The organism is Streptomyces sp. NPDC006197, assembly GCF_040613865.1.
GTDB lineage: Bacteria > Actinomycetota > Actinomycetes > Streptomycetales > Streptomycetaceae > Streptomyces.
Genome location: NZ_JBEXSZ010000102.1, coordinates 1 through 22,506, shown reverse-complemented (window position 1 = coordinate 22,506; position 22,506 = coordinate 1). Strand labels below are relative to the sequence as shown.

19 protein-coding genes are annotated in these 22,506 nt (G+C 68.0%); 6 read left to right on the top strand and 13 right to left on the bottom strand.

Annotated elements, in window-relative coordinates; all coding sequences use genetic code 11:
- Positions 1-505 precede the first annotated feature (505 nt).
- The 3 genes from ABZ318_RS27155 to ABZ318_RS27145 all read right to left on the bottom strand — a co-directional run bounded on the left by ABZ318_RS27155 (position 506) and on the right by ABZ318_RS27145 (position 3,929).
- Positions 506-856, bottom strand: a complete 351-nt coding sequence (locus ABZ318_RS27155) for a cupin domain-containing protein (protein ID WP_356905099.1) — start codon at positions 854-856, stop codon at positions 506-508.
- 157 nt (positions 857-1,013) lie between these two features.
- Complete coding sequence (locus tag ABZ318_RS27150) at positions 1,014-2,843, bottom strand: acyl-CoA dehydrogenase (RefSeq protein WP_356905098.1); 1,830 nt, start codon at positions 2,841-2,843, stop codon at positions 1,014-1,016.
- Positions 2,844-3,137: 294 nt separating this feature from the next.
- On the bottom strand, positions 3,138-3,929 hold the full coding sequence (locus ABZ318_RS27145; protein ID WP_356905097.1) for an SDR family NAD(P)-dependent oxidoreductase: 792 nt from the start codon (positions 3,927-3,929) through the stop codon (positions 3,138-3,140).
- A gap of 251 nt (positions 3,930-4,180) precedes the next feature.
- On the opposite strand from ABZ318_RS27145, the gene ABZ318_RS27140 reads away from it, so the two are divergent.
- Both ABZ318_RS27140 and ABZ318_RS27135 read left to right on the top strand, forming a co-directional pair.
- Complete coding sequence (locus ABZ318_RS27140; RefSeq protein WP_356905096.1) at positions 4,181-4,582, top strand: RidA family protein; 402 nt, start codon at positions 4,181-4,183, stop codon at positions 4,580-4,582.
- Positions 4,583-4,813: 231 nt separating this feature from the next.
- On the top strand, positions 4,814-7,030 hold the full coding sequence (locus ABZ318_RS27135; protein ID WP_356905095.1) for a LuxR C-terminal-related transcriptional regulator: 2,217 nt from the start codon (positions 4,814-4,816) through the stop codon (positions 7,028-7,030).
- Positions 7,031-7,336: 306 nt separating this feature from the next.
- On the opposite strand, the gene ABZ318_RS27130 is transcribed toward ABZ318_RS27135, so the two are convergent.
- The 3 genes from ABZ318_RS27130 to ABZ318_RS27120 all read right to left on the bottom strand — a co-directional run bounded on the left by ABZ318_RS27130 (position 7,337) and on the right by ABZ318_RS27120 (position 10,800).
- Positions 7,337-8,038 (bottom strand): response regulator transcription factor, encoded by a 702-nt coding sequence (locus tag ABZ318_RS27130; RefSeq protein ID WP_356905094.1) that lies wholly within the window; start codon positions 8,036-8,038, stop codon positions 7,337-7,339.
- Between the two features lie 250 nt (positions 8,039-8,288).
- On the bottom strand, positions 8,289-9,410 hold the full coding sequence (locus ABZ318_RS27125) for a Zn-dependent alcohol dehydrogenase (protein ID WP_356905093.1): 1,122 nt from the start codon (positions 9,408-9,410) through the stop codon (positions 8,289-8,291).
- Positions 9,411-9,426: 16 nt separating this feature from the next.
- Positions 9,427-10,800 carry an NAD-dependent succinate-semialdehyde dehydrogenase gene (locus tag ABZ318_RS27120; protein ID WP_356905092.1) on the bottom strand — a complete coding sequence of 458 codons (1,374 nt, stop codon included), beginning with the start codon at positions 10,798-10,800 and terminating at the stop codon, positions 9,427-9,429.
- A gap of 357 nt (positions 10,801-11,157) precedes the next feature.
- On the opposite strand from ABZ318_RS27120, the gene ABZ318_RS27115 reads away from it, so the two are divergent.
- Together ABZ318_RS27115 and ABZ318_RS27110 are read left to right on the top strand one after the other, a co-directional pair.
- Positions 11,158-11,361, top strand: a complete 204-nt coding sequence (locus ABZ318_RS27115) for a ferredoxin (protein WP_356905091.1) — start codon at positions 11,158-11,160, stop codon at positions 11,359-11,361.
- A 73-nt stretch (positions 11,362-11,434) separates the two neighbouring features.
- Positions 11,435-13,042 (top strand): 4Fe-4S binding protein, encoded by a 1,608-nt coding sequence (locus ABZ318_RS27110; protein WP_356905090.1) that lies wholly within the window; start codon positions 11,435-11,437, stop codon positions 13,040-13,042.
- Positions 13,043-13,273: 231 nt separating this feature from the next.
- Here the strand turns inward: ABZ318_RS27110 and ABZ318_RS27105 are convergent, their stop codons facing one another.
- From ABZ318_RS27105 to ABZ318_RS27075, 7 genes are all read right to left on the bottom strand, one after another.
- The gene (locus tag ABZ318_RS27105) at positions 13,274-14,536 is read right to left on the bottom strand and encodes a saccharopine dehydrogenase NADP-binding domain-containing protein (protein WP_356905089.1); all 1,263 of its coding nucleotides are present in this window, start codon (positions 14,534-14,536) and stop codon (positions 13,274-13,276) included.
- A gap of 51 nt (positions 14,537-14,587) precedes the next feature.
- Positions 14,588-14,929: a cupin domain-containing protein gene (locus tag ABZ318_RS27100; protein ID WP_356905088.1), complete on the bottom strand. Its 342-nt coding sequence runs from the start codon at positions 14,927-14,929 to the stop codon at positions 14,588-14,590.
- 143 nt (positions 14,930-15,072) lie between these two features.
- Entirely contained in the window at positions 15,073-16,356 is a 1,284-nt protein-coding gene (locus ABZ318_RS27095; protein ID WP_356905087.1) for an NAD(P)/FAD-dependent oxidoreductase, read from the bottom strand.
- Complete coding sequence (locus ABZ318_RS27090) at positions 16,353-17,690, bottom strand: NAD(P)/FAD-dependent oxidoreductase (protein WP_356905086.1); 1,338 nt, start codon at positions 17,688-17,690, stop codon at positions 16,353-16,355. The genes ABZ318_RS27095 and ABZ318_RS27090 overlap by 4 nt, the downstream gene beginning before the upstream one ends.
- A gap of 89 nt (positions 17,691-17,779) precedes the next feature.
- Complete coding sequence (locus ABZ318_RS27085) at positions 17,780-19,081, bottom strand: cytochrome P450 (RefSeq protein ID WP_356905085.1); 1,302 nt, start codon at positions 19,079-19,081, stop codon at positions 17,780-17,782.
- Positions 19,082-19,261, bottom strand: a complete 180-nt coding sequence (locus tag ABZ318_RS27080; RefSeq protein WP_356905084.1) for a hypothetical protein — start codon at positions 19,259-19,261, stop codon at positions 19,082-19,084.
- A gap of 216 nt (positions 19,262-19,477) precedes the next feature.
- Complete coding sequence (locus ABZ318_RS27075) at positions 19,478-20,950, bottom strand: APC family permease (RefSeq protein WP_356905083.1); 1,473 nt, start codon at positions 20,948-20,950, stop codon at positions 19,478-19,480.
- Positions 20,951-21,261: 311 nt separating this feature from the next.
- Between ABZ318_RS27075 and ABZ318_RS27070 the strand changes: the two genes are divergently transcribed.
- Entirely contained in the window at positions 21,262-21,717 is a 456-nt protein-coding gene (locus ABZ318_RS27070) for a VOC family protein (RefSeq protein ID WP_356905082.1), read from the top strand.
- Positions 21,718-22,081: 364 nt separating this feature from the next.
- Positions 22,082-22,506: acyl-CoA dehydrogenase family protein (locus ABZ318_RS27065; RefSeq protein ID WP_356905081.1), on the top strand; the 425-nt coding region annotated here is incomplete at its 3' end.

Below are 22,506 nucleotides of genomic sequence, written 5' to 3'. Positions count from 1 at the left end.
AGCCCCGTACAGTCCTCGCAACACGGCGCGGGTACGGGAGCCGCTCTCGCCGCGGTGCCGAGGAACGCTCCACAAGATCACGGATCGCCCCGCCGGAGCATCCCCCACCGGGGTGAGAGCCGGATCAGACCTCGGTCAGGACCTCGACCGAGCGCACGGTCCGACCGGGCCCGCGGATCCCTGATGGCCGTGAGCGCGACCCGGTGCTCCAGGAGCCACTCGACGAACGGCAGCCCGCCGAGGACGGTACGGGGCCGTCCGGACCGGCGCGGTCGGGACGCCCGCCTCGTGCGGCCCCGCGGCATACTGTTCGCCTCGTCGCGCGGGATGTCGCGTCCGCGGTGGCGACCGCTGTCGGCGGTAGGCCTGCGAGACCGCCGACGCGCAGAGGCGACGCCGGCGGATGCGCCGCTTTCTTCAGGTCCTCACCGAGGTGGTGACGGACCGGGTCCCGATGGCCGCGCGGTTCCGGCCGGCGTGGTGCCGGCCTGCCGGTCGCGCGTTGTCAGTTGGTGCCCGCCACCGGGGTGAACGCCGCGAAGAACTCCCGCACCGGAGCTTTGACGACCCAGGTGCTGGTGATCCCGGGCGTGAGATAGACGACGTCCCCGGCGCCTACCTTCGAGGTGTGTCCGTCGGAGGTGATCGTCGCCGCGCCCTCCAGCAGATGGATCACGGACGCGTGATCGGCGTGATAGTTGAACGTGCAGGGGTCGAAGAGCGCGACTCCCGACCAGACATGATCGTTCTCGCAGAGAGTGTGTATCCGAGCGTTCGCGTCGCCCTCGACCGGCTCCCAGCCGCCTTCCTCTGGCGCCAGGGGCACGAACTCGGCGTCGTCGATGCGGCCCGTCACAACGGGGAGGATCATGGCGTTCCCTTTCACTTGGCTTGGCGGCACGCTAGCGGTGCGCGCATGCGGGCTCGCGGGGAGCGAGGACGTCCTGCCCGCATGGGGGATGCCCCGGCCTCGATGAGCTTCCCAACTCACCGGATCGGACAGCCACACCGCATCACAGCAGTGCTGCGTCCAGGTCCCGGCAGAGCGGCTCACGTCGCGCGACGACGTCCAACCAGGCATGGATCTTGGGCAGTTCGTAGCTGAAGAAGTAACGCATCGCGGCGATTTTGCCGGGAGCCTCAGCGTGGTCACTGGCCTGGGCGGACACGGCGACGTCCAGCCAGATCCAGGCCAGCACCACGTGCCCGAAGCCCTGCAGGAACAGGGTTGCGTTGGCGAGCGCCTCGGCCGGGTCGCCGCTCTCCCACGCCGACGAAGCCGCCGAGACCGCGCGCGTCCAGGCATCGACGAGCCGGTCGGCGTACTCACCCAGACCACCGTCTCGGGCTCGTTCAGCTGTAACCTGCACCCGTTGCGCCAGCGCCTCCACGCAGGCTCCATCTGCCAACAGCATCTTGCGCCCCAGCAGATCGAGGCCCTGGATGCCGTGCGTGCCCTCGTGAATCATGTTGAGCCGGTTGTCCCGCCAGTACTGCTCCACCGGGAAGTCGCGGGTGTATCCGGCGCCGCCCATCACCTGGATGGCCAGGCTGTTCGCTTCCAGGCACCACTCGCTGGACCAGCTCTTCACGACCGGCGTCAGCACCTCGAGAAGCCGGCCGGCATCCTCTGCCGCCGCCGCGTCTCCGGTGGCCTGCTCGTCGAGCAGGCGCGCCGCGTAGAGACCGAGGGCGATGCCGCCCTCGGAGTACGCCTTCTGTGCCAGCAACATCCGCTTGACGTCAGCGTGCTGGACCAGCGGCACCTGGGGCGTCGCGGCGTTCTTGCCGGCACGGGTGAGCGGGCGGCCCTGCCTCCGTTGCTTGGCATAGTCCAGCGAGGCCGCGTATCCGGCGAAGCCGAGCGCAGCGGCCCCCAGCCCGATCGCGATCCGCGCCGCGTTCATCATGTGGAACATCTGCCGCAGGCCGTCGCCAGGCTTGCCGACCAGATAGCCGACCGCGCCTGCCTCACCGTTCGGCCGCCACGTACCGTCGCCGAACGCGAGGGCGGTGTTGGGTATGCCTCGGCAGCCGAGCTTGTGGTTCAGCCCCACCAGCACGACGTCGTTGCGCTCCCCGAGGTTCCCGTCGGCGTCGACCAGGAACTTCGGGACCACGAACAGGGAGATTCCCTTGGTGCTCGGGTCTATGGTTCCGTCCGGGCCGGCTGTCTTGGCGAGCACGAGGTGGACGATGTTCGCGGCCAGATCGTGCTCGCCGGCGCTGATCCACATCTTGTTTCCGGTGACCCGGTAGCGCGGCCCGAGTGGGTCATCGGCGTATCCGTCGCCGTCCGGGACAGCCCGTGTGGTGATGTCGGACAGCGATGAGCCCGCCTGGTTCTCGGACAGGCACATCGTGCCGGCCCATTCACCATGCAGCTCACGCGAGGCGAACACCTGGCGTTGCCTCTCGGTTCCGTGAGCGAGGAGCAGGGAGGCGTTGGCCTCGGTCAGCATGGCCGGGCTCATCCCGCCCGAAGCCGCGCTGAACAGCACGTTGGCCGCGAAATCGGCGGTGCGAGGAAGCTGCATGCCACCGTCGGCCTCATCATGCGAGGCCAGCATCATGCCGAGGCCGACGTAGGCGTCCCAGGCCTCCTGCGTCTCCTTCGGCAGGATCACCTTGCCGTCGTCGAAGACGGGCTCGTGCTCGTCGATGATCCGGTTGGCCGACTCGAACCGTTCGGCGGCGACCGCCGACGCCGCACGCAGCAACTCGCCTATTCCGTCGAGGTCGTGGGCGGAAAACCGCGGTCGGGCGAGCAGCGATCCCAGGTCGAGCCATTCCTGAAGCAGATACTCCAGGGTCGGCAGCAACTTCTCCTGCAGCACAGTCATTTCCTGACGTTCCTTCCACCATCACTCCGAGGACGCTCCACGGACCGAGCTGCGGTCCCACGCAAAGCGGGAGCCGTCCCCGAGCATTCGTTCATTCATCGACGACCACACGTCCGACGCCGAGGCCATCCGTCGACCCCTGCGCATCAAGCACGAGGCCGGTCACGTACGCCGGGGAAGCCGGCCGGGGGCGCCGGCACTCGGACCGCGCCCTGGTCCGGGCTCCGGTCGATCGATGTCGGCAAGATCCATGACATCGCGCGGCTCCCCGGCCCACGAGCCGCCTCTCTTCGGTCAGGAGACCGAGATGGCACCGTCGATGACGATCGTCTCGCCGCTGATGTAGCTGGATGCGTCGGAGGCGAGGAACACCACGGCGTTTGCGACCTCCTCGGGCTGGCCGACACGGCCCAGCGGAACGGTGCGCGAGATGTACTTGGCGGTGTCGACGTCGACGCTCAGGTCGGGCAGCATCGCGGTTTCCACGTAGCCGGGTGCGACGGCATTGACGCGGACGCCCTTGCGGGCCCACTCCAGGGCAACGGCCTTCGTGAGGCCGATGACGCCGTGCTTCGCGGCGATGTACGCGGCGTCGTCTCGGGCCGCGATGACGCCGAGGACCGACGAGACGTTGACCACGCTGCCACCGCCGTCCTTCAGGTGGGGGCCGGCGGCCTTGAGCATGATGAAGATCGTCTGCAGGTTCAGCTCGATGACCTGCTGGAACTCGGAGAGGTCAATCGACTCCAGCCGACCCATGAAGTCGTAGCCGGCGTTGTTCACCAGGATGTCGAGGCCGCCAAGGGTCTCCACGGCGCTGGTCACACACGACTCGATCGACTCCGGCGAGCGAAGGTCGACGGCGTAGGGAACAAAGGTTCCGGCGAAGCCCTCGACGAGGTCGGCGGTTTCCTTCAGGCCGGCTTCGGTGCGCGCTGCGCCGACGACGCGGGCGCCGCGACGGACAAGCTCGACGACGATCGCCTGGCCGATGCCACGGCTCGCGCCGGTGACGACGGCCCGGCGGCCGGCAAGATCGAAGGGGTCGTTCCAGGCGCCGCTTGACGGCGTGATGTCAGTACTCATGCGGGGATCGTGGCCCCCCGGTCGCGGACCCTCGCCGTCGCTCGACCAACTGCACCCACTTGGGCTACGTCGCCCCGCTGGAGAGCCAAGATCTGCCGAGCCGACCCCAGCGCCCGACCAGGTGGTCCGCCACGCGAGGGCATGGCCCATGAAGAACCTCTCCCCGTCGAGGCATGCCGTCAGCTCCCCCAACCGGGTGGGGATGGACGCGACGCAGTCGCTGGGTCGACGACGCGCCCCAAGGTACTGCCATGGCACTTCACAAGATCAATCCCGACACGCTCGCCCGGCCGCACGGCTTCGCCCAGATCATGGTCGGCACCGGCAGCAAGATCGTCGTCACTTCCGGGCAGGTCGGCGTCGACAAGGACCACAAGCTCGTCGGGAGCGACTACCGGTCGCAGGCGCGACAGGCGGCCGAGAACGTCTACCTCGCAATCGCCGCGGCGGGCGGAACTCCCGCCGACATCGCGCGTCTGATGCTCTACGTCGTCGACGCGAGCCCCGCCAACCTGGAGGAGGTCTACGCCGGTCTCGGTGAGGCCGGTGCCGTGGCGGGAGGAAAGGCGACCACGATGACGCTGATCGGGGTCATGGCCCTGTCCGATCCGGCGTGGCTGGTCGAGATGGACGCCACCGCCATTCTCGACTGATCTTGACCTGATCTCTGTTGCCCGGGGCACGCACGTGCCCCGGGCAACAGGCATTGACCTTCCTTGCCGACGGCGGGGATCCTGAAGGACGGCAGTGCAGGTGGATCCGGCAACCGGTATCAGGCGTGAGGATCGTGCGTGACACATCCGTCATCGGAACCGGCGTCGACGCTGCCGGCTGAGGTCACGAGTTTCGTGGGGCGACGGCATGACATATCTGCGGTCCGCCACTTGTTCGCATCGGCGCGCCTGGTGACCCTGACCGGCATCGGCGGTGTCGGCAAGACCCGCTTGGCACTCAGCGTCGCCCACGACATCCGCCGCGCGTTCAAGAACGGTGTGTACTTCGTCCAACTGGCCGGTCTCGCCGAGCCCGACCTCCTCCCGCACACCGTGCTCGACGCACTCGGCATTCGCGAGCAGCCGAAGAAGGACGCGCTCGACGTCCTGTGCGACACCCTGCGCGACCACCAGGCCCTGCTCATCCTTGACAGTTGCGAGCATCTGGTCGAGGCGACCGCCGGCCTGGTCGATCGAGTGCTACGAGCCGCACCAGGGGTGCGAGTTCTCGCTGCCAGTCGGCAAGCTCTGCGCAACGACGGTGAGCACCTCTACCCCGTCGCTCCGCTGCTCACCCCCTCTCCCAGCACCGCAGGCGACGGAACGGCGGCCAACTACCCGGCGGTCAAGCTGTTCACGGATCGCGCCGTCGCCGTCGTACCCGATTTCAAGATCACCCCCGCCAACGAGGAAGCCGTCGCCCGTCTGTGCCGACGGCTCGAAGGCATCCCCCTCGCCCTGGAACTCGCCGCGGTTCGCCTTCAGGTGCTGTCACTCGAGGAACTGGCCGAGCGGCTCGACGATCGGTTCCAACTCCTCCGGGAGGGGAGTCGCAGCCTGCCCCGCAGGCACCAGACCCTACGCGCGGTCATCGACTGGAGCTACGAGTTGTGCACCCGCCAGGAGCAGCTGGCATGGGCGCGCTCGTCGGTCTTCGCAGGCAGCTTCTCGTTCGAAGCGCTCGAAGCGGTGTGCGCGGACGCGACGTTGCCCGGTTCCGAACTTCTGGACACCGTCGGCGGCCTCATCGAGAAGTCGATCTTCATTCGTGAGGAGCACGACGCACAGATCCGGTTCCGGATGCTGGACACGATCCGCGAGTACGGCCAGGTGCGCCTCGCGGAGGCCGGCGAGGACGGTGATCTGGCCCTTCGGCACCGGAACTGGTTCGCCGAACTCGTCGCTGTCGCCACCCGTGAGTGGGCCGGTCCGCGCCAGGTGGAGTGGGCCGCCCGCCTCCACCTGGACCACCCGAACATCCGCCTCGCGCTCGAGTACTCCATGACACGGCCCGCCGAGGTGGGAATCGGCATCGGCATCGCGGCGCAGCCTTGGTTCTGGGCTTCGATGGATCACCTCAACGAGGCTCGGATGTGGCTCGACCGCGGGCTGGAGCAACTCGACGAGCCGTCCCATGAGTTCGCCTGGGCGTTGGCGACCCGCGGTTACATCGCCGCCTTCCAGGGCGACGACGAGGCACTGCGGCAGCTGCCCGAGCGGGCACTTGCGATGGCCACCGAGTTGGGTGACCCGTCCACGCTCGCGTTGGCCCATCACGTCATCGGATTCCGTCAAGCACTCGAGCCGGGCGAAATCCGCAAGTCGATCCCCCTCTTCATCGAGGCCATGCGCCAGTACGACGAAACCGGCATGGCGCGTCAATACCACGACGCCGTGGTGATAGAACTGGCGACCACCTATGCCCTTCTCCACGAATTCGAGCGCGCCACCGAGCTCGTCGATGACCTTCATGCCCGGTGCGTTGCGGTGGGCGAGCGCTGGAATCTGTCGTTCGCGCTCTGGCTACGGGGGCTCATCTCGCTGCTGGGAAGCGATGACCCGATCGGTGCTGAGACCGACCTGCTCGAAGCACTCCGGATCAAGCGCCTGTTCCGCGACACCTTCGGGCTGGGGCTGACCTTTGAGGTACTCGCCTGGACCGCAGCCGCCAAGGGTGAAGCCGAACGTGCCGCGGTGGTGATCGGCGGCGCGGACCGCATCTGGAACAGCATCGGCTCCCCACACCTGCACGAGAAGCGCGCGCGCTACGCAGATGCCGCGCGCACTCGGCTCGGCGCGGCGGCGTTCGACGCCGCTCGCGCGCGCGGCCGCACCATGCAGGTGGATGAGATGATCGGATTCGCGTCGCGGGAGGACGCCGGTCTTCGCGCCTCCGCCGCGTCCAAGAGTCGCCTTACGCGGCGTGAGAGGGAGGTCGCCGAACTCGTCGCCGACGGCATGTCCAATCAGCAGATCGCGACGAGGCTCGTCATCTCGGTGCGCACCGCCGAAGGTCACGTGGAGAAGATCCTCGCGAAGCAGGGCTTCAAGACACGGGCCCAGATCGCGGCCTGGGTCGCTCGGCAACACGCTGCCGACACGCGGTAGGAGCAGGAAGGGATGAGCAGCCGCCTGACAGCCGCACTCACTGGCGCTGCGTCGGTTCGACGGGATGGTCGAGCTGCTGACGGACTGGGCCGGCCCCGTGACCGCGCGGCTGCCGGCCGTGTTCGTGACCAGCGGTACAGGTCCGTCGACAGCCCGTGACCACCGTGGAATGTCGCCGTCGGGACGACGTCGACCGATGGTCGGCGGGCTTCTCCTGGAATACGCCTGCCGGCAGTCCCGCGTTCCTGATTTCCCCGGGAACCCCGGCACGGCACCCGCTCCTGTGCCGGCAGACGATGACCGATCTCAGCTACCGATGTTCCCCGAGGCCGGTGACGCAGGCTCGCTGACGCCATCGCCGGCGGACACCAGGCCCAGTTCCTGCGCCCTGATCGCGGCTGAGGCCCGGTTCGGCACCCCGAGCTTGCGGTACACCGCACTGGTGTGCTGCTTCACCGTGTGTCGCGAGAGGTTGAGTCGGCGAGCGGTCTCCGGGTTGCTCAGCCCCTTCGCCAGGTGCTGGAGCACATCCAGCTCACGCCTGGAGAGCTGCACCTGCGGAGCCGCCGCGCCTTTGGGGAAGACCCTCGAACCTTCGGCGACGCACTTGAGGGCATTGACGAGCGCACGTCGCGACATGTGCTTGGACAGGGCCCCCACAGCTCCCAGCGAGGTGGCGAGAGCCCCCGGGATGCGCCCTTCGCCGGACATCAGCACGACTTTGACGTGCGGCATCCGCTCCTTGAGCCACTCGCACAGCTCCGGGCCGGAGCGCCCGCCGAGGGAGGCGCTGACGAGCACGACCTGTGGTTGGTGACGCCGGACGATGTGGATGGCCTCCTCGATGGAGCCGGAAAGAAAGCACGTCGCGACCCACGGCGCGTCGTCCAGCAATGAGCGCAGGCCAGCCTGGATCAGCTCGTTCTCGTCGACGATCAGAACTCGCTGCGGCCGACAGGCATCCTGCCATTCGAGCACTCCCACGGGCGCATCTGCCACCGCTGTCATTGAAACTCCTCCGCTCGTCCCCCAACAGGTGAATTTCTGTTGAAGACAAGGTGGTCCAACCAGCAGAGCGGGGCACCCGTGGAACTACCCGTTTCGCCACCCGCAGCACGTGGGCGGGTGGCGTCCCGTGGTCATTCGCCCGGCCTCGGCGACTCGCGCCCCGCATGGTCTCCCCTCAGGAGATGCTGCGGGGCGCTACGGCGTGACTCCGGACCGTCACATGGAGCACGTCGGAGCCGGCCGGGCCCGGTCAGGTGAAGTCGATGACCGTGCGGATCCCCTCGCCGCGCTTCATCGCGTCGAAGGCGTCGTTGATGTCGTCGAGAGGGACGCGCGAGGTGATGAGCGAGGCGAGATCGAGCTGGTCGGCCTGGGCCAGGCCGAGAATCCTCGGAAAGTCGATCGGCGGATTCGCCGAGCCGTAGTTCGAGCCCACGATGCGCAGCTCCATCATCGCGACGAGCGTCGGGTCGGCCTCGAACCTGACACCCTCGGGCGCCATTCCCACCAGTACCGCGGTGCCCCGGGTGCCCAGCATGCCCAGCGCCTGTTCGATCGTCGCCTTGAGCCCGATCGCCTCGAAGACGAAGTCCGCCCCGCGGCCGCCCGAGAGTTCCCAGATCGCCGCCACGGGGTCCGTCTCCCGCGCGTTGATCACGTGGGTGGCGCCGGCTCGCTTGGCCATGGCGAGCTTGTCGTCGTGGACATCGACCGCGATGACCTTGCCGGCGGACTGAGCCGCGCATCCGAAGAGGACGGAGAGGCCGACGCCGCCCAGACCGATGACGACGGCGGTGTCACCCGGCGCGATGTGCACGGTCTTCGTCGCGGCTCCGAACCCCGTCGTGACGGCACATCCGACGACCGCGGCCACGTCGGTCGGAACTCCGGACGGCACGGCGACCGCGCCGGTCTCGGGGACGACGGTGAACTCGCCGAACGACCCGGTGCCCATGTACGTGTAGATCGGTCGCCCGTCCTTGCGCATCCGGGTCGTGCCGTCGTACATGACGCCCGCGTGCACGGTCTCCGCCAGCTTCTCGCACAGGTTGGGGCGCCCGACCAGGCAGAACCGGCACCGCTCGCAGCCCGGGGTCCAGGAGAGCACCACGGGGTCTCCCACCTGGTGCCTCGTGACGCCCGGTCCGACGGCCTCGATGGTGCCCGCACCCTCGTGCCCGAGGACGATCGGCACCGGGGGCGGCCAGGCACCGTCGAGGGCGTGGAGATCACTGTGACAGACGCTGCTGTTCGCCAGTTTGACCATGACCTCTCCGGGCCCCGGCTCGGCTATCTCCACCTCCTCCACGACCAGAGGCTGGTTGACCCCGTACATCACCGCCGCACGCATGGTGCGTCCTTCGAATCCCATGATTCTTGCCCTCTCCCTACTCACATGTCCGGATGAGCTTGCGGTTGGCGAACTCGTCGACCCCGAAACGTCCCAGCTCTCGCCCGAAGCCCGACCGCTTGACACCCCCGAACGGCAGCTCGGGGCCTTCACCACCCAGGACGTTGACCGAGACCATGCCCGCGTCGATCCGGTCGGCGACGCGCATCGCCTGCTCGTGATCTGTGCTGAACACGTACGCGCCGAGTCCGTAGGGCGTGTCGTTGGCCAGCTCGATCGCCTCCGCTTCGGAAGCCACTCGGTAGACGTGCGCGAACGGGCCGAAGAATTCCTCGCGCGCGGGCTCGTTCGCGGGGTCGATGTCCACGAGCACCGTCGGCTCGAAGAACGCGCCCTGTCGCCCTCCGCCCAGTGCGACCGTCGCGCCGCCGTCGACCGCCCGCTGCAACTGGTCGGACAGCCCCTCGGCCGCCGCCACCGACGACACCGGGCCCAGCAGCGTCTCGCTCCTGGTCGGGTCGGACGGCCGAAGTTCCTTCAGCGCGGCGGTGAACTTCTCCATGAACGGCTCGTAGATCTCGTCGGCCAGGATGTATCGCTTGGCGCCGCAGCAGACCTGGCCCGCGTTCTCGTAGAACCGGGCCCACAGCGCGTACTCGACGGTTGCGTCGAGGTCGTCGGTGCTGAGTACGATGAACGGGTCGGAGCCGCCGAGTTCCAGCACGGCCTTCTTGAGGTGCCGTCCGGCGGCCTGGGCCACGGCAGCGCCGGCCGCTTCGGAGCCGGTCACCGAGACACCTTGCACACGGGGATCGGCGATGACGGTCTCGATCTGGCTGCTGGTGGCGTACAGCATCTCGTACGCGCCCTCGGGATACCCCGCGTCGGTGAACACCTGGGCGATCGCCGCGGCAGACTCGGGGCACTGCGATGCGTGCTTGAGAAGGATGGTGTTGCCGAGCATCAAGTTCGGAGCCGCGAAACGTGCGACCTGGTAGTAGGGATAGTTCCACGGCATGACCCCGAGGAGGGCGCCTACCGCGCTGCGACGAATCACCGCCTTGCCAGGAGTCGCGAGGAGTTCCAGCGGTTCGTCGGCCAGGAACTGTTCCGCGTGGGCCGCGTAGTACTCGAAGATGTCCACGCACACGTCGACCTCGCCGAGGGCGGACGTGATCGGCTTGCCCATCTCGCGCACGACGATCCGGGCGAGTTCTTCGCGCCGCTCCCGGTAGAGTTCGGCGACTCGCCCCAGGAGCGCGGAACGCTCGGCGATCGACGACACGCGACCCCAGCCCCGGTAGGCCGCGTCGGCCCGGTCGACGGCAGCCGTGACCTCCGCGTCGGTGAACGTCGCGAAGGCCTTGATGGTTTCACCGGTGCTCGGGTCGGTAACGGCGTATTTGCTCATCTGATCCCTTACTCGTCAGCCGGACCGGGCGGCTGCGGCCACCCATGGACGTTGAAACCACAAGCCGAGATCTCCGGGCCGTGTATCCGACGAATCAGCACCCAGCCGGGGGAGCCCCGGCACGCGACGGGCCTCGAACTCTGAGCGTGGCCACTTCCGCAGATGAGCTGTCGGAGCCGGCGAGGTGCCCCGGAAGCCTCAAGCAGCGCCGTCAGCGCCGCCGGGCCTACCTGTCCTGGCGAGGGGCGACGCCTTGCTCCGCTCCCCCACCTGGGTGTCACTGGGTCCGCCAGGCCCCCCGACCCGGTCATCGCGCGAGCAGGATGGGGCACTTCCCCGATGGAAAGGCAACGCCCGATGACGCTGAAGATCGTCGCAGACCTGGCCGTGTGCAGAGGAACCGCGTGTTGCATGATGGAGTCGCCCGACCTGTGCGACGTCGATGAAGGCGCCGGCAAGGTCATCGTGCTCGTGGACCAGATCACCGACGAGCGCCGGGCCGAGGCGGAGGCCGCAGTCCGCGCATGCCCGGTCAAGGCCCTTGCTCTGCAGGACGGTTGAGCCGCCCCGCATCGTCATCCCGTGACCGCGGCAAGCGCGGCCCCAGTTCCCCGAGCAAAGATGGATTCTTCCGATGGCGTATGTGATCACACAAGGGTGTTGCAACGACGGCTCGTGTGTGCCGGTCTGCCCCGTTCAGTGCATCAGGCCGCGCCCTGGTGACCCCGACTTCACCCACACCGAGCAGCTGTACATCGATCCTGCCGCCTGCATCGATTGCGGTGCCTGCATGGACGAATGCCCGGTCGAGGCCATCCACCCCGATTGGGAGCTGCCGGAGAATCTCAGCGAGTACGCGGAGATCAACTCCGATTACTTCGAGACCCATCCGACCGCCGGTGCCAGTGTTCCGAGCTACACACGCCGCGTCCTCGCCGAGGGCCACGATTCGCTCCGCGTGGCTGTCGTGGGATCCGGCCCCGCCGGTTGCTACGCCACTGGCCTCTTGAGCGAGATCCCCGGCGTCACGGTCTCGGTGTTGGACCGGCTCCCGACCCCCTTCGGTCTCATTCGCGCCGGTGTCGCTCCCGATCACGTCCACACCAAGTCGATCAGCGAACGATTCAACCGGTTCCTCGATCGCGCGAACGTCGACTGCTTCTTCAACGTCGAGGTCGGCAAGGACGTCTCGCTCCAGGAGCTGCTCGACTCCCATCACGCCGTGATCTGGGCGGGGGGTGTCGGCGCCGATCGCAAGCTCGACCGGCCCGGCGAGGACCTCGACGGCGTCTACTCCGCCCGCGACTTCGTCGCCTGGTACAACGGTCACCCCGACTTCGCCGACCGTGCTTTCGACATCTCCGGCGAACGAGCGGTCATCGTGGGCAACGGCAACGTGGCCCTCGACGTGGCGCGAACCCTGCTGCTCCCCCGCGAAGTGCTGGCTCGAACAGACATGTCGGATCTTGCGATCGACGCGCTCGCGCGATCCGGTGTTCGAGAAGTCGTCGTGGTCGCCCGGCGAGGCCCCGAGCACGCGGCGTACTCCCTCGGCGAGCTGCTCGCGCTGTCGAACAGCGGCGACATCTCCCTGGCTGCCGAAGCGAGCGAGGTCGCCGCCGCGCCGGACCACGGTCGGCGGCACGACATTCTGCTCCGAGCCGCGCAGAAGGCCGACGCGAACGACCCCGCCGAGCGCGTCGTGCGCCTGCGGTTCGGCCTGGAGCCGGTCTCGATCGAAGGAAGCGAGCGGGTGCGGTCGATCACGTTCCGACGGAGCGACGGCCGGCTGGAGACGATCGAGACGTCCGCCGTGTTTCGCGCCATCGGCTATCGCGGTCTGGAAGTCGAAGGACTGCCCTTCGACCCGCTCACGGCCACGATCCCCCACAATGCGGGGCGCGTCGTCGAGCCTCGGTCCGACGAAGAGATCCCCGGCGTGTTCTGCTCGGGGTGGATCAAGCGCGGTCCACGAGGCGTCATCGGCACGAACAAGGTCGATGCCGTGGAAACCGTCGACAGCATCCTCCAGGACCTCGCAGCGGACCGGCTCACCGCTCCGAAGAACGAGCGAGGACCGCTGGTGGACCTCCTCGCGGCACGCGGTGTGGACGTGGTCGACAAGGCCGCCTGGAAGCGGATCGACGCCGCCGAGAAGGAACGGGGCGGCGCCCAGGGTCGGCCACGTCAGAAGTTCCTGAACTTCGGCGAGTTGATCGACGCGGCGCGCGGCGACAAGTGACGTGAGGAACTCCGGGCCGTGCACCGCATGGCCCGACAGGCCCAGCAACCCAGTTGCTGGGCCTCGTCGTGCACCACCTCCACGGTCGTACGTGCTCCGCGGTCGTACGTGGGGCCCGGCACCCTCATGGCACACAGAACGGCCCTCCCGGTGTCGCGATCAACGACAGCGGGAGGGCCGCTTTCCGATCATGCTCCCCGTGAGTTCGCCCGGTCGAGGCCGTACCCGAGGTCAGCCGAACGAGACGGGTGACGGGTCGTCGAGCTCGCGGATGACGAGCGGGTCCTTGCCTTCCGGCAGCTCGACGAAGTTCCCGTACAGGGCGAAGAAGTCGTCGGGTTCGATGGCCCCCTCGGGCGCGTGCACGCCCGTCCGGGTGATACGGCCGCGACGGAGCAGTTCCAGGCCGATGGCGAGCGGCACTCCGGTGCCACCACCCATCTTTCCGCGCGGGACCGCCGCCGGTTCGACGGAGACGACCACCGGGCGCCCGTCACGCAGGCCGTAGGCGGCAGCCCAGCACTGCGACAACGGATCCCGCGGGCCGAGGTCGGCGGGCACCGGCGGCTCGTCCATCTGGCGCGCGCCCTCGGCAAGGCTGACCTCGCCGGCGGTGTAGGCCGCAGCGACCTTCCGAACGTGCTCGAAGATCCACTCCGGACCCGAGGTCAGGTTCGTCGACCTGGACACGCCCTCCACATACCGAGGGAGCGTGATCGCCTCGGGGTGCCCGACCGTGTAGGCGTGGACACGCCCGAGGCCCGGGTAGTCGAGCGACACCGATTCCAGGGGCGCGACATCCTGTTCGCGTCCGTCGCGCCAGGTGCGGATGCTGCCGCTGACCTGGATCAACCAGTGCTCGACCGCAGCGCTCGCACCAGCCGGAGCGGGGAAGGCGGTCTCTTCCTCGGTGACGGCGCCGCGAAGCGACCAACCGGTGAACAGCTCGTCGACCTTGTCCAGCCGGCGCGCCGCCACGAGAGCACACATATTGGAGAAGCCCGGGCTTCCGCCGATTCCCTTGATGACGTGCAGGCCCTTCTCACGCGCTGCGGCGTCGAGCTCGAAGGCCTCCAGCGTCGACTCCCAGTCGTCGTCGATGTCCAGGTAGTCGCACCCGGATTCGATGGCGACCTCGAGGATCCGGCGAGCGAACAGCGAGAACGGACCCATCGTGTTGAGCACGACGTCGCACTCGGCGAACGCCTCCCGCATCGCGTCGGCATCGGTCGCGTCGAGACGGATCGCTCGGCACGGCTCGCCGACCTCGTCGACCAGCCGTTGGGCCTTGTCGAGGTCGATGTCCGCGATCAGGAGTTCGGAGACCGAGCCCAGTTGCGCGATCGCGCGAACGGCCCATCGGCCCATGGCTCCGGCGCCTCCGATGATGATTGCCGATATTTCCTTGTTCGTTGTCATGTCTACTCCTATGGATAAGGGTGAATTCACTCGAAACGATCCGGCGGAACGTGAATGCCTCGCCGTCCGTGCCACGCCTCACGAGCACGCTGCTCGTCACGCGGGACGCCGGTCAGGGCCGCGACGTCAGTGCTTCCAATCGGCCGGGGTCACGGCGTAGAACAACCGGGTCCCCGCGGTGCCGGCGAAGACGACGGTCGCCCCCTTCTCGAGGGTGATGAAATCTCCCGTCGAGCCCACGATCACCTGATCGCCGACCGTCAACGTGACCTCGCCCTCGATCACGTACAGCAACTCCTCGTACGGAAGCGTCGCCGGCTCCGCAGGCGTGGAATCGGTGAATTCGGCGAAGCCTCCGGCGAGATCGGTCAGAGCGGACGCCCGCGACCGACGGTCGAGGGCCAGCGGACCGTAGGCCTCGAGAAACCTCGCATCGCGCTGCTCGATGCGTACGGGAGTGTGGGTCATCGTGCCGTCCTTCGCATGTCTTGGGCTGGGCGCGCGCGTTGCCGCGCGCTGCTGCTGATGAATTCGCAGCGGACGGAGCCGGGGTGACGACAAGACCGGCCCCGGCGGTGACCCGCGCGTGGACCGGTCTTGTCGTCGTGCCGCTATCCCGCAGGGGTCAGGGATCGCTGCAGCAGCACCTCGTCCGCAGCGCGATCGCCCGAGCGCAGGGCCCCCTCCATGCTGCTCACCCAGTTGTCCGCGGTGTGCTCGCCGGCGAAGTGGATCATCCCCCAGCCGACGGCACGGGCGAGCAGCGCCGGCAGCCGCGGGAAGTCCGCCATCAGGTTGGACACGACGCCTCCGGCATACGGCTCCCGAGTCCAGTCCTGGAGCACGCCGGCGATCCGCTCGGCTTCCGCACCCGTCGCGATCCGGATCAGGTCGTCGAGGGCGTCGAGTGCCCGCCGCTCGTCACGGAGGAAGCCGTCGCTCAGGTCGGGGGCGAGACCGTAGACGACGACCGTGTCCTGCTCGCTGACGGGTCCGGCCCACGCGAAGGAGATCGGTCCGTCGCTCGTGACGCTCGCGCCGAGACGGCTTCGGAGTTCGGCTCCGTTCGCGTACTGCCCGGCGACCTTCCCGCCCTGGGACATCGGGGTCGTCACCAGCGCCTGGAGCTTCCACTCGGGCAGTACCGGATCGAAGGCGATGCCGCGCGTCGCGGTCACCGGGGTCGTCACGATGACGTTGGCGGCGGTGAACTCGTCGGTCGCGGTCTTGACGGTGATCTCGAAGGTCTCCTGATCCTGACGGATCAGTTGCACCGCCTGCTCGAACCGGACGTCCAGTCCCTCTGCCATCGCGGTCGCGAGGGAATCGGCACCGCCGGGAATCATCCAGCACGTCTTCCCGGAATGCGGCGGGTGGATCATGGACATCTGAGTCTCTTCGGGCTCGTGCACCGGATTCGCTCCGGCCTGTGCCCGCACCAGCCGCCGGGCCAGCGGCGAGAGCCCGGCGCGCGCCGTCCACGACGCGATCGACTCCGTGGCCACCGGTGGAGAGGCGTCCAGCGCCGCACGAACCTCGTCGGCCACCTTCGCGCACTCCTCGGGCGTGAGCAGCCGCCCTTCGGCCACGACGGTGTTCCGCAGGACCGAGGACAGGTCGACCCGCCCGTCCGGCCCCGGCTTGAGGATGTTGATGGTCGGCGTCAGCTTCACCCCGAACTCGGCGCACGCGCGCAGGATCCGGTCCTGGCCGAGGTCGATGAAGGAGCCGCCCAGGTCGGCCGGCTGGCCATGGCGCAGGCGATCGCGCTCGGTACGCGTGCGGCCGCCGACGCGTGTCGCGGCCTCGAGGACGATGACCTCCTCGCCGCCCGCCTGCAGCTTGCGTGCGGCCGCGAGTCCCGCGAGGCCGGCTCCGACGACGACAGTGCTCATGCCTGCACCAACTTTGCTTCGATCTCCTGCTGGGACAGCCGCTCGGAGGCGCCCAGTACTTCGTCGGCGGCGCGCAGGCCGGACAGAGCCGCGCCTTCGAGGCTTCCCTGGTAATAGACGTCGGTGTGGTCACCGGCGAAGTGCACGCGGTGGTGCGGCACGGCGAACTGTGCGGCGAAGCCGCCGCCACGGCCGGTGAACTCGGCGTAGGTGCTGACCGACCGGACGTAGGGGTCCGTCGTCCAGTTGTGCTGTCGCGTCGCGAGTCGGGTCACCGGGGCGCCCACGACAGAGGCGACGACGGCGTCGAGCTCGTCGGCCGCGGCGCCCTCGGTCTCCAGGATGAACCGGTCGTCACCCGTGATGAAGCCGCTGACGACGGCGGGTCCCTCGGTCGTGTACTGGTTGCTCACGAACGCCGTGTTGATCGGCCCGTCCGAGCACACCACCTGGGTCAGCGCCTTGCGTACCGCGTCTCCTTCGGCGTACTGACACGCGACCTTGCCGCCCCGCGCGCGCTGCAGCGACGACACCGCCGCCGTGATGTTGGGCGGCAGCGGCGGGTCGAAGCCCAGGGCTCCGATGAGGGATGCCGGCACGGCCAGGATCACGCGGTCGGCCGAAATCCGCTCGCCGCTCTCCAGCTCGACCTCGACGCCCTCGCGCCGCTGGTGCACCGCACGCGCCGGCGAGTTCAGCCGTACGTCCAGGTTCTCGGCCAGTGCCTCGGTCAGGACCTGGGATCCGCCGACCACCCGCTGGATGGTGAAGTAGCCGGTCTCGACGAGCACACCGGAGACGTCCATCTGGTGCGTCTCGTACTGGACCAGGTGGGATATCGCTATCAGCGCCGCTTCGGCGTCGGGCGACAGGCCGAGGCGTCGGACCCACTGGCTGACCACCTCGTGGTGTGCCGGAGGAGTCTCCTGCACCGCCGCCCGGATCTCCCGGTCGACCGCGGCGAACCGCTCGCCGCGAAGTGCCTCTCCGCCGAGGACGATGTGGCCTTCGTGGAGCATGCCGTGCACGAACAGTTCGTCGGGCGCGGTGTCTTCACGCCACAGCCAGAAGGGCTCCGATATCTCGACGCCCAGGTCGGCGCAGAGCTTGGGAATGGCCTGGTACGGGCCCAGCAGGAGTTCACCACCGAGGTCGCACTGCTGGCCGGCGGCGAACCCCTCGCGCACGGTGTAAGCCCGCCCGCCGACGCGGTCGCTCGCTTCGAGCACGACGACCGGCACCCCCGCGGCAGTGAGTTTGTGAGCCGCGGTCAGACCGGCCAGGCCTGCGCCGATCACCACCACTGGGCGCACGCCATCACCCGTCGTATCCATTGACAATCCTCCGTTGCTTGTGACTCGGCGAGAAGGCCGCGGCTGCAGCCCGGGTCCCCCGCCTGTAATGGGCCCTGGACATGGCTGACTCAGCGCAGGCGGACCGGCATCGCGGTGTACTGGTTGAGCGTGTACGAGGTCGCCATCGGCGTTTCGCCGTCGAGCCGCATGGTCGGATAACGCTTGATGGTTTCCTCGAGCATCACCCGAAGCTCGAGCCGGGCCAGCGCGGCGCCGAGACAGAAGTGCCGGCCGCCGCCGCCGAACGCGTGGTGTTCCGGGTTGCGACGGACGTCGAACACCTCGGGGTTCTCGTACCGGGTCTCGTCACGGTTGGACGACGAGTACCACAGGGCGACCTTCTCGCCGCTCTTGACCTGCTTGCCGCCGAGCTCGACATCACGCGTCGTCGTCCGGCAGAAGCTCGTGAACGGCGGGTACATGCGCAGCGCCTCTTCCACCGCGCCGGCGATCAGGGAGGGGTCCTCGACCAGCAGCTGCATCTGGTCGGGGTTCTCCATCAGCGCCTTCATGGTGCTGGTGTAGGTGGACTTCGTGCTGTCGTTGCCGGCGGAGAGGATCAGCAGGATGTTCATCGCGATCTCTTCGTCGGTGAGCGGCCGGCCGTCGACGGTGCCGTTCACCATCACGTCGATCACGTTGTCCGCGACACCGACCGGAGCCGCGTCGGTTCGCCGGCGCCGGGGCTCGATCATCTTCGTCGCCTCTGCCACGAGGAACGGCACGAACTCGTTCACGTACTCCTCGAGGCCACCGGGGTTGTACCCGGGGTCCTCTCGAGCCATGTAACGGTTCATGTACGCGCCCCATTTCGCGTCTTCTTCCTCGGGAATTCCGCACATGGCGTGAATGACCCGCGACACGATCGGCTGGGCGACGTCCTCCACCAGGTCGACCGTCTCCCGCCCCTCGATCCGACTGAAGACCGTGTCGGCGACCTGGCGGATCCACGGCTCGTCGGCGGCGATTCGCGACGGAGTGAACCGCTCGAGGAAAAGCGCCTTCATCTTGTCGTGGAGGGGCGGGTCCATGTTGATGAACGTCTTGTTCTCAAGCGCCGTGATCACCGGGTTGTCGAGATTGTCGACGCCGTTGATCGCAGACGAGTAGGTCTTCCAGTCGCGGCTGATCGCCTCGATTTCCGAAGCTCGCGTCACCGACCAGAATCCCGGCATGTCCGGGGGGCCGGGAGGGCCCGACCAGTGCACCGGGCACTTCGCCCGCAGCTTCGTAAAGAGCTCGACCGGAGGTCCACTCTGCCAAAACTCCGGGGCGCCGACGTTCGTCTCGTCGAGCGGCTTTTCAGCGGATGTCATCAGAAGCTCCAGGGTTCGTTCACCTGAGGGCACGAGCAGGTAGCTGTCATTCATCTAAGCAACCGTCCGGCCTTTAAGCGTGGCGCTGCCCCAGAAGTAGCCCACGTGGGGGAGTCTCAGGATCGTGCCGGACTTCTGGTCCGCGATCCAATCCAGCCGCATTGACGCCGGATTAATGATGTCAATGGCAAAGCAAGTAAATTTCTGCAAAATGACCTGGAGGCCGTCGCGCATTTCACGACCGGAGTGCCACTCGTCCCGCCGGCGAGCCCGAGCGCGCGCACCGCAGAAACACCGCGACCCTCTCGTGCTGCAACTGGTTGGTTGCAGCACGAGAGGGGAACCCGCTCACGTGGTCAGAGCCCCGCAGCGCGGATCAGCCGATCACCACGGCGGCGTCGGACGCGCTTCTCGTCGCCGTAGGCAGTCCCGACCTGCCGTTGCGAGCGCTCAGTGGACGTCGTCCTGGGCGCCGATGCGGGCCCAGACCGCCGGCTTGGCCGACTTCAGCCAGAGGGCGTACAGGCTGCCGACGACGGCAACCGCGCACAACGACACCATGCACCAGTAGCCGGTTGCGGTGGTACCGAACAGCAGATCGGCGTTCTTGAACGAGAGGAACAGGGTGATGCCGAAACCGATGGCGCTCAGGATCGGAGCGATCAACGTCTTGAACAGCGAGGCTTCGAGGTCGCTGCGGGACCGGAAGAACACGATGATCGCCACCGAGGTCCACGCCATCAGGAGGATGAGGCCCCACAGACCAAGACCCTGAAGAGCGACGTACCACGTCACAGGGTTGACGCGCGCGACCGCGAGCACCAGGTCGATGGCGAGTACGGCCACGGCGACAGCTCCGGCGGCCAGCGTCGGAGACTTCCACCGCGGGTGCACCCGGGAGAGCGCGGACGGCAGGACCCCGTCGTTGCCGAGGGCGAACGTGTAGCGGGCGGAGATGTTCTGGACCGCGAGGACCGCGGCGAACAGGCTGGTCACGACCAGCACGTTCGCGGCGTCGCTGGCCACGGTCGCCACATAGTGCTTCAGGCTGTCGAAGAAGCTGCCCGCAGCGCTCCCGGTCTGTGCGAGCGACGCTCCGATGCCGTCGGTGCCACCGAACGCGACCTGGTAGATCCAGGAGTTGAACGCGTAGAACCCGGACAGGATGATGATCACCAGGTAGGTGGCGCGGGGGATGGTGCGGTCGGCATCGCGTGTCTCCGACCGGAAGACCTGGATGGACTCGAAGCCGGTGAGACAGCCCACGGCCAGCAGCAGCGCGAGTCCCCATGAGCCGCCGGCCGGGATGGAGAGTTCCAGGCCTCGCCCCGCCGGCCCGCCGTCGAAGAACACCCGCAGGTCCCAGACGAGGACGACGAGGACCTCGACGCAGAGCAGCACACCGAGGACCCGGGTGGAGACGTCGATGTTCAGCAGCGTCAGCGCCGAGACGAGAGCCCACGCGATCAGGGTCCAGGCCCACCAGGGAAGATCAGGGCCGTGCAGAATGCCGGTCGACACCGTATTCGCCACCGTGCCCATGAAGATGTACGTGGCGGAGGCCAGGACGACATAGGTCGCGAGCGCCGTGAACCCGGCGCCGAGGCCCATGGATCTGCCAAGGGCGTGGGTGACGTAGGTGTAGAAGGCACCGGGCTTGGACATGTGCTTGGCCATGGTGACCAGTCCTGCGGCGAAGAACAGCACCATCGCCATCACGCCCAGGTAGACGAGTGGTGTGGGCCCGCCGACGCCCATCGTGATCACCACCGGTATGAATCCGGACATGATGCCGATCGGGGCGTTGAACGCGAGCACCGTGAACAGGAGCCCGCCGGTGCCGAGGCTTCCTTCGAGATGGGCGGAGTCGGCGTCGACACGCGCTGCGGCCGTATCCGGTGGGGTCGTTGGAGTGTTTTCCATGTGGCTCGATCCTTTCCCAGTTGGGCGCGGACCCTACGGCCGTGCCGGGAGAGTGGCGGCCGCCACAACGGGCTTACACGCCCGATTGGGGGAGGTACGGAGCCGATGACTCCGAGCGGTCGGCGAGCACTGCCGCGACACACCCATCCGGGCGTATTCCTCACCTGGGGCTCAGAGGTGATCGGCTGCCGTCGACAGGGTGGTGCGCAAGACAGTGGCACTGCTTCGTCCGCGGTCGCAGACCCCGGACGTCGCACGAACGATCGCCCCGGAACGACACGGCGGCGGTTCGGTACCCCGGAGGAGAGCGAATGACGGATTCCGTGAACGGCATGGGCGGTCCACAGGCCGCCGGCCTCTTCTCGCTGCATCACATCGGGATCGTCACCCCGCGAGAGCGGTACGACGACGTGGTCGCCAAGGTCATCGACTGCCTCGGCGGCTCCCTCGAGGAAGAGGGCGGAGACAAGGAGCTCGACATCCAGGGCTCATGGATCCAGGTGGGCTCCGGTCTGAGGCTCGAGGTGGTCACTCCTCGCCGCGACATCGACAGTCCGATGACGAGGTTTCTGTCCAAGACGGGCGGCGGACTCCATCACGTCTCCTTCGAGACCACCGAGATCGGCGCGTGCAAGGCGCTGGCCCTGGCCGGAGGCGCCTCGATCATCGGGGAGTCCGCGGACCACGACGGCTGGGCGGAGCACTTCATCCACCCCGGGCACACCGGTGGCGCTCTCCTGCACTGGATGCAAGCGCTCGGGAAGTAGCGAACCAGGGGCGCTGTGGACGCTGTCGTCACCGAGTGAGAGCGGTGCGACGGCGCCGGGTCGAGCCGGACAGTCCCCCAACCGGGTGCGGATCACGCGGTACGGCTCGGCTCGATGCGCACCTCTGGGGTTTGCTGCCCCATGAGCGAAGGACGTTCGGTCGTCATCGGCGCCCGGGGCGCCGGCCTCATGGCGGAGCGGGAGCTGCGGCGGTCGGCGCGGGAGGTGGGCGTCCCCGAGGCCCTGGTCCGGGCAGAAGACGTGCCGTACTCGGTGCCGTCGTGCCCTCCTGCCCGAGCCACCTTCATCCGACGAACTCGGGGCGGTCCAGTGCACCGCCCAACCACCCGCAAAGGAAAAACACATGCGCCGCACCGTGTTCAGCGAGGACCACGAGTCCTTCCGCCAGATGCTCCGCGCCTTCATCGAGGCCGAGGTCGTCCCCGTCTACGACGAGTGGTACGCGGCCGGCCAAGTGCCCCGGGACTTCTACTACAGGCTCGGCGAGCTGGGCATCTTCGGCATCAACGTCCCCGAGGAGTTCGGCGGCGCGGGCCTGGACACCCACAAGTTCGAGGCCGTGATGTACGAGGAGACCGCGCGCGCGGGCGTCCTGCTGGGCTGCACCAGCGCGCATGTGCTGCTTTCCCTGCCGTACATCAAGATGCTCGCCACCGACGAGCAGAAGAAGCGTTACCTCCCGAAGTTCGTCACCGGCGAGGAGATGTGGGCGCTCGCCATGACCGAGCCGGGCACCGGCTCCGACGTCGCGGGCATGAAGACCACCGC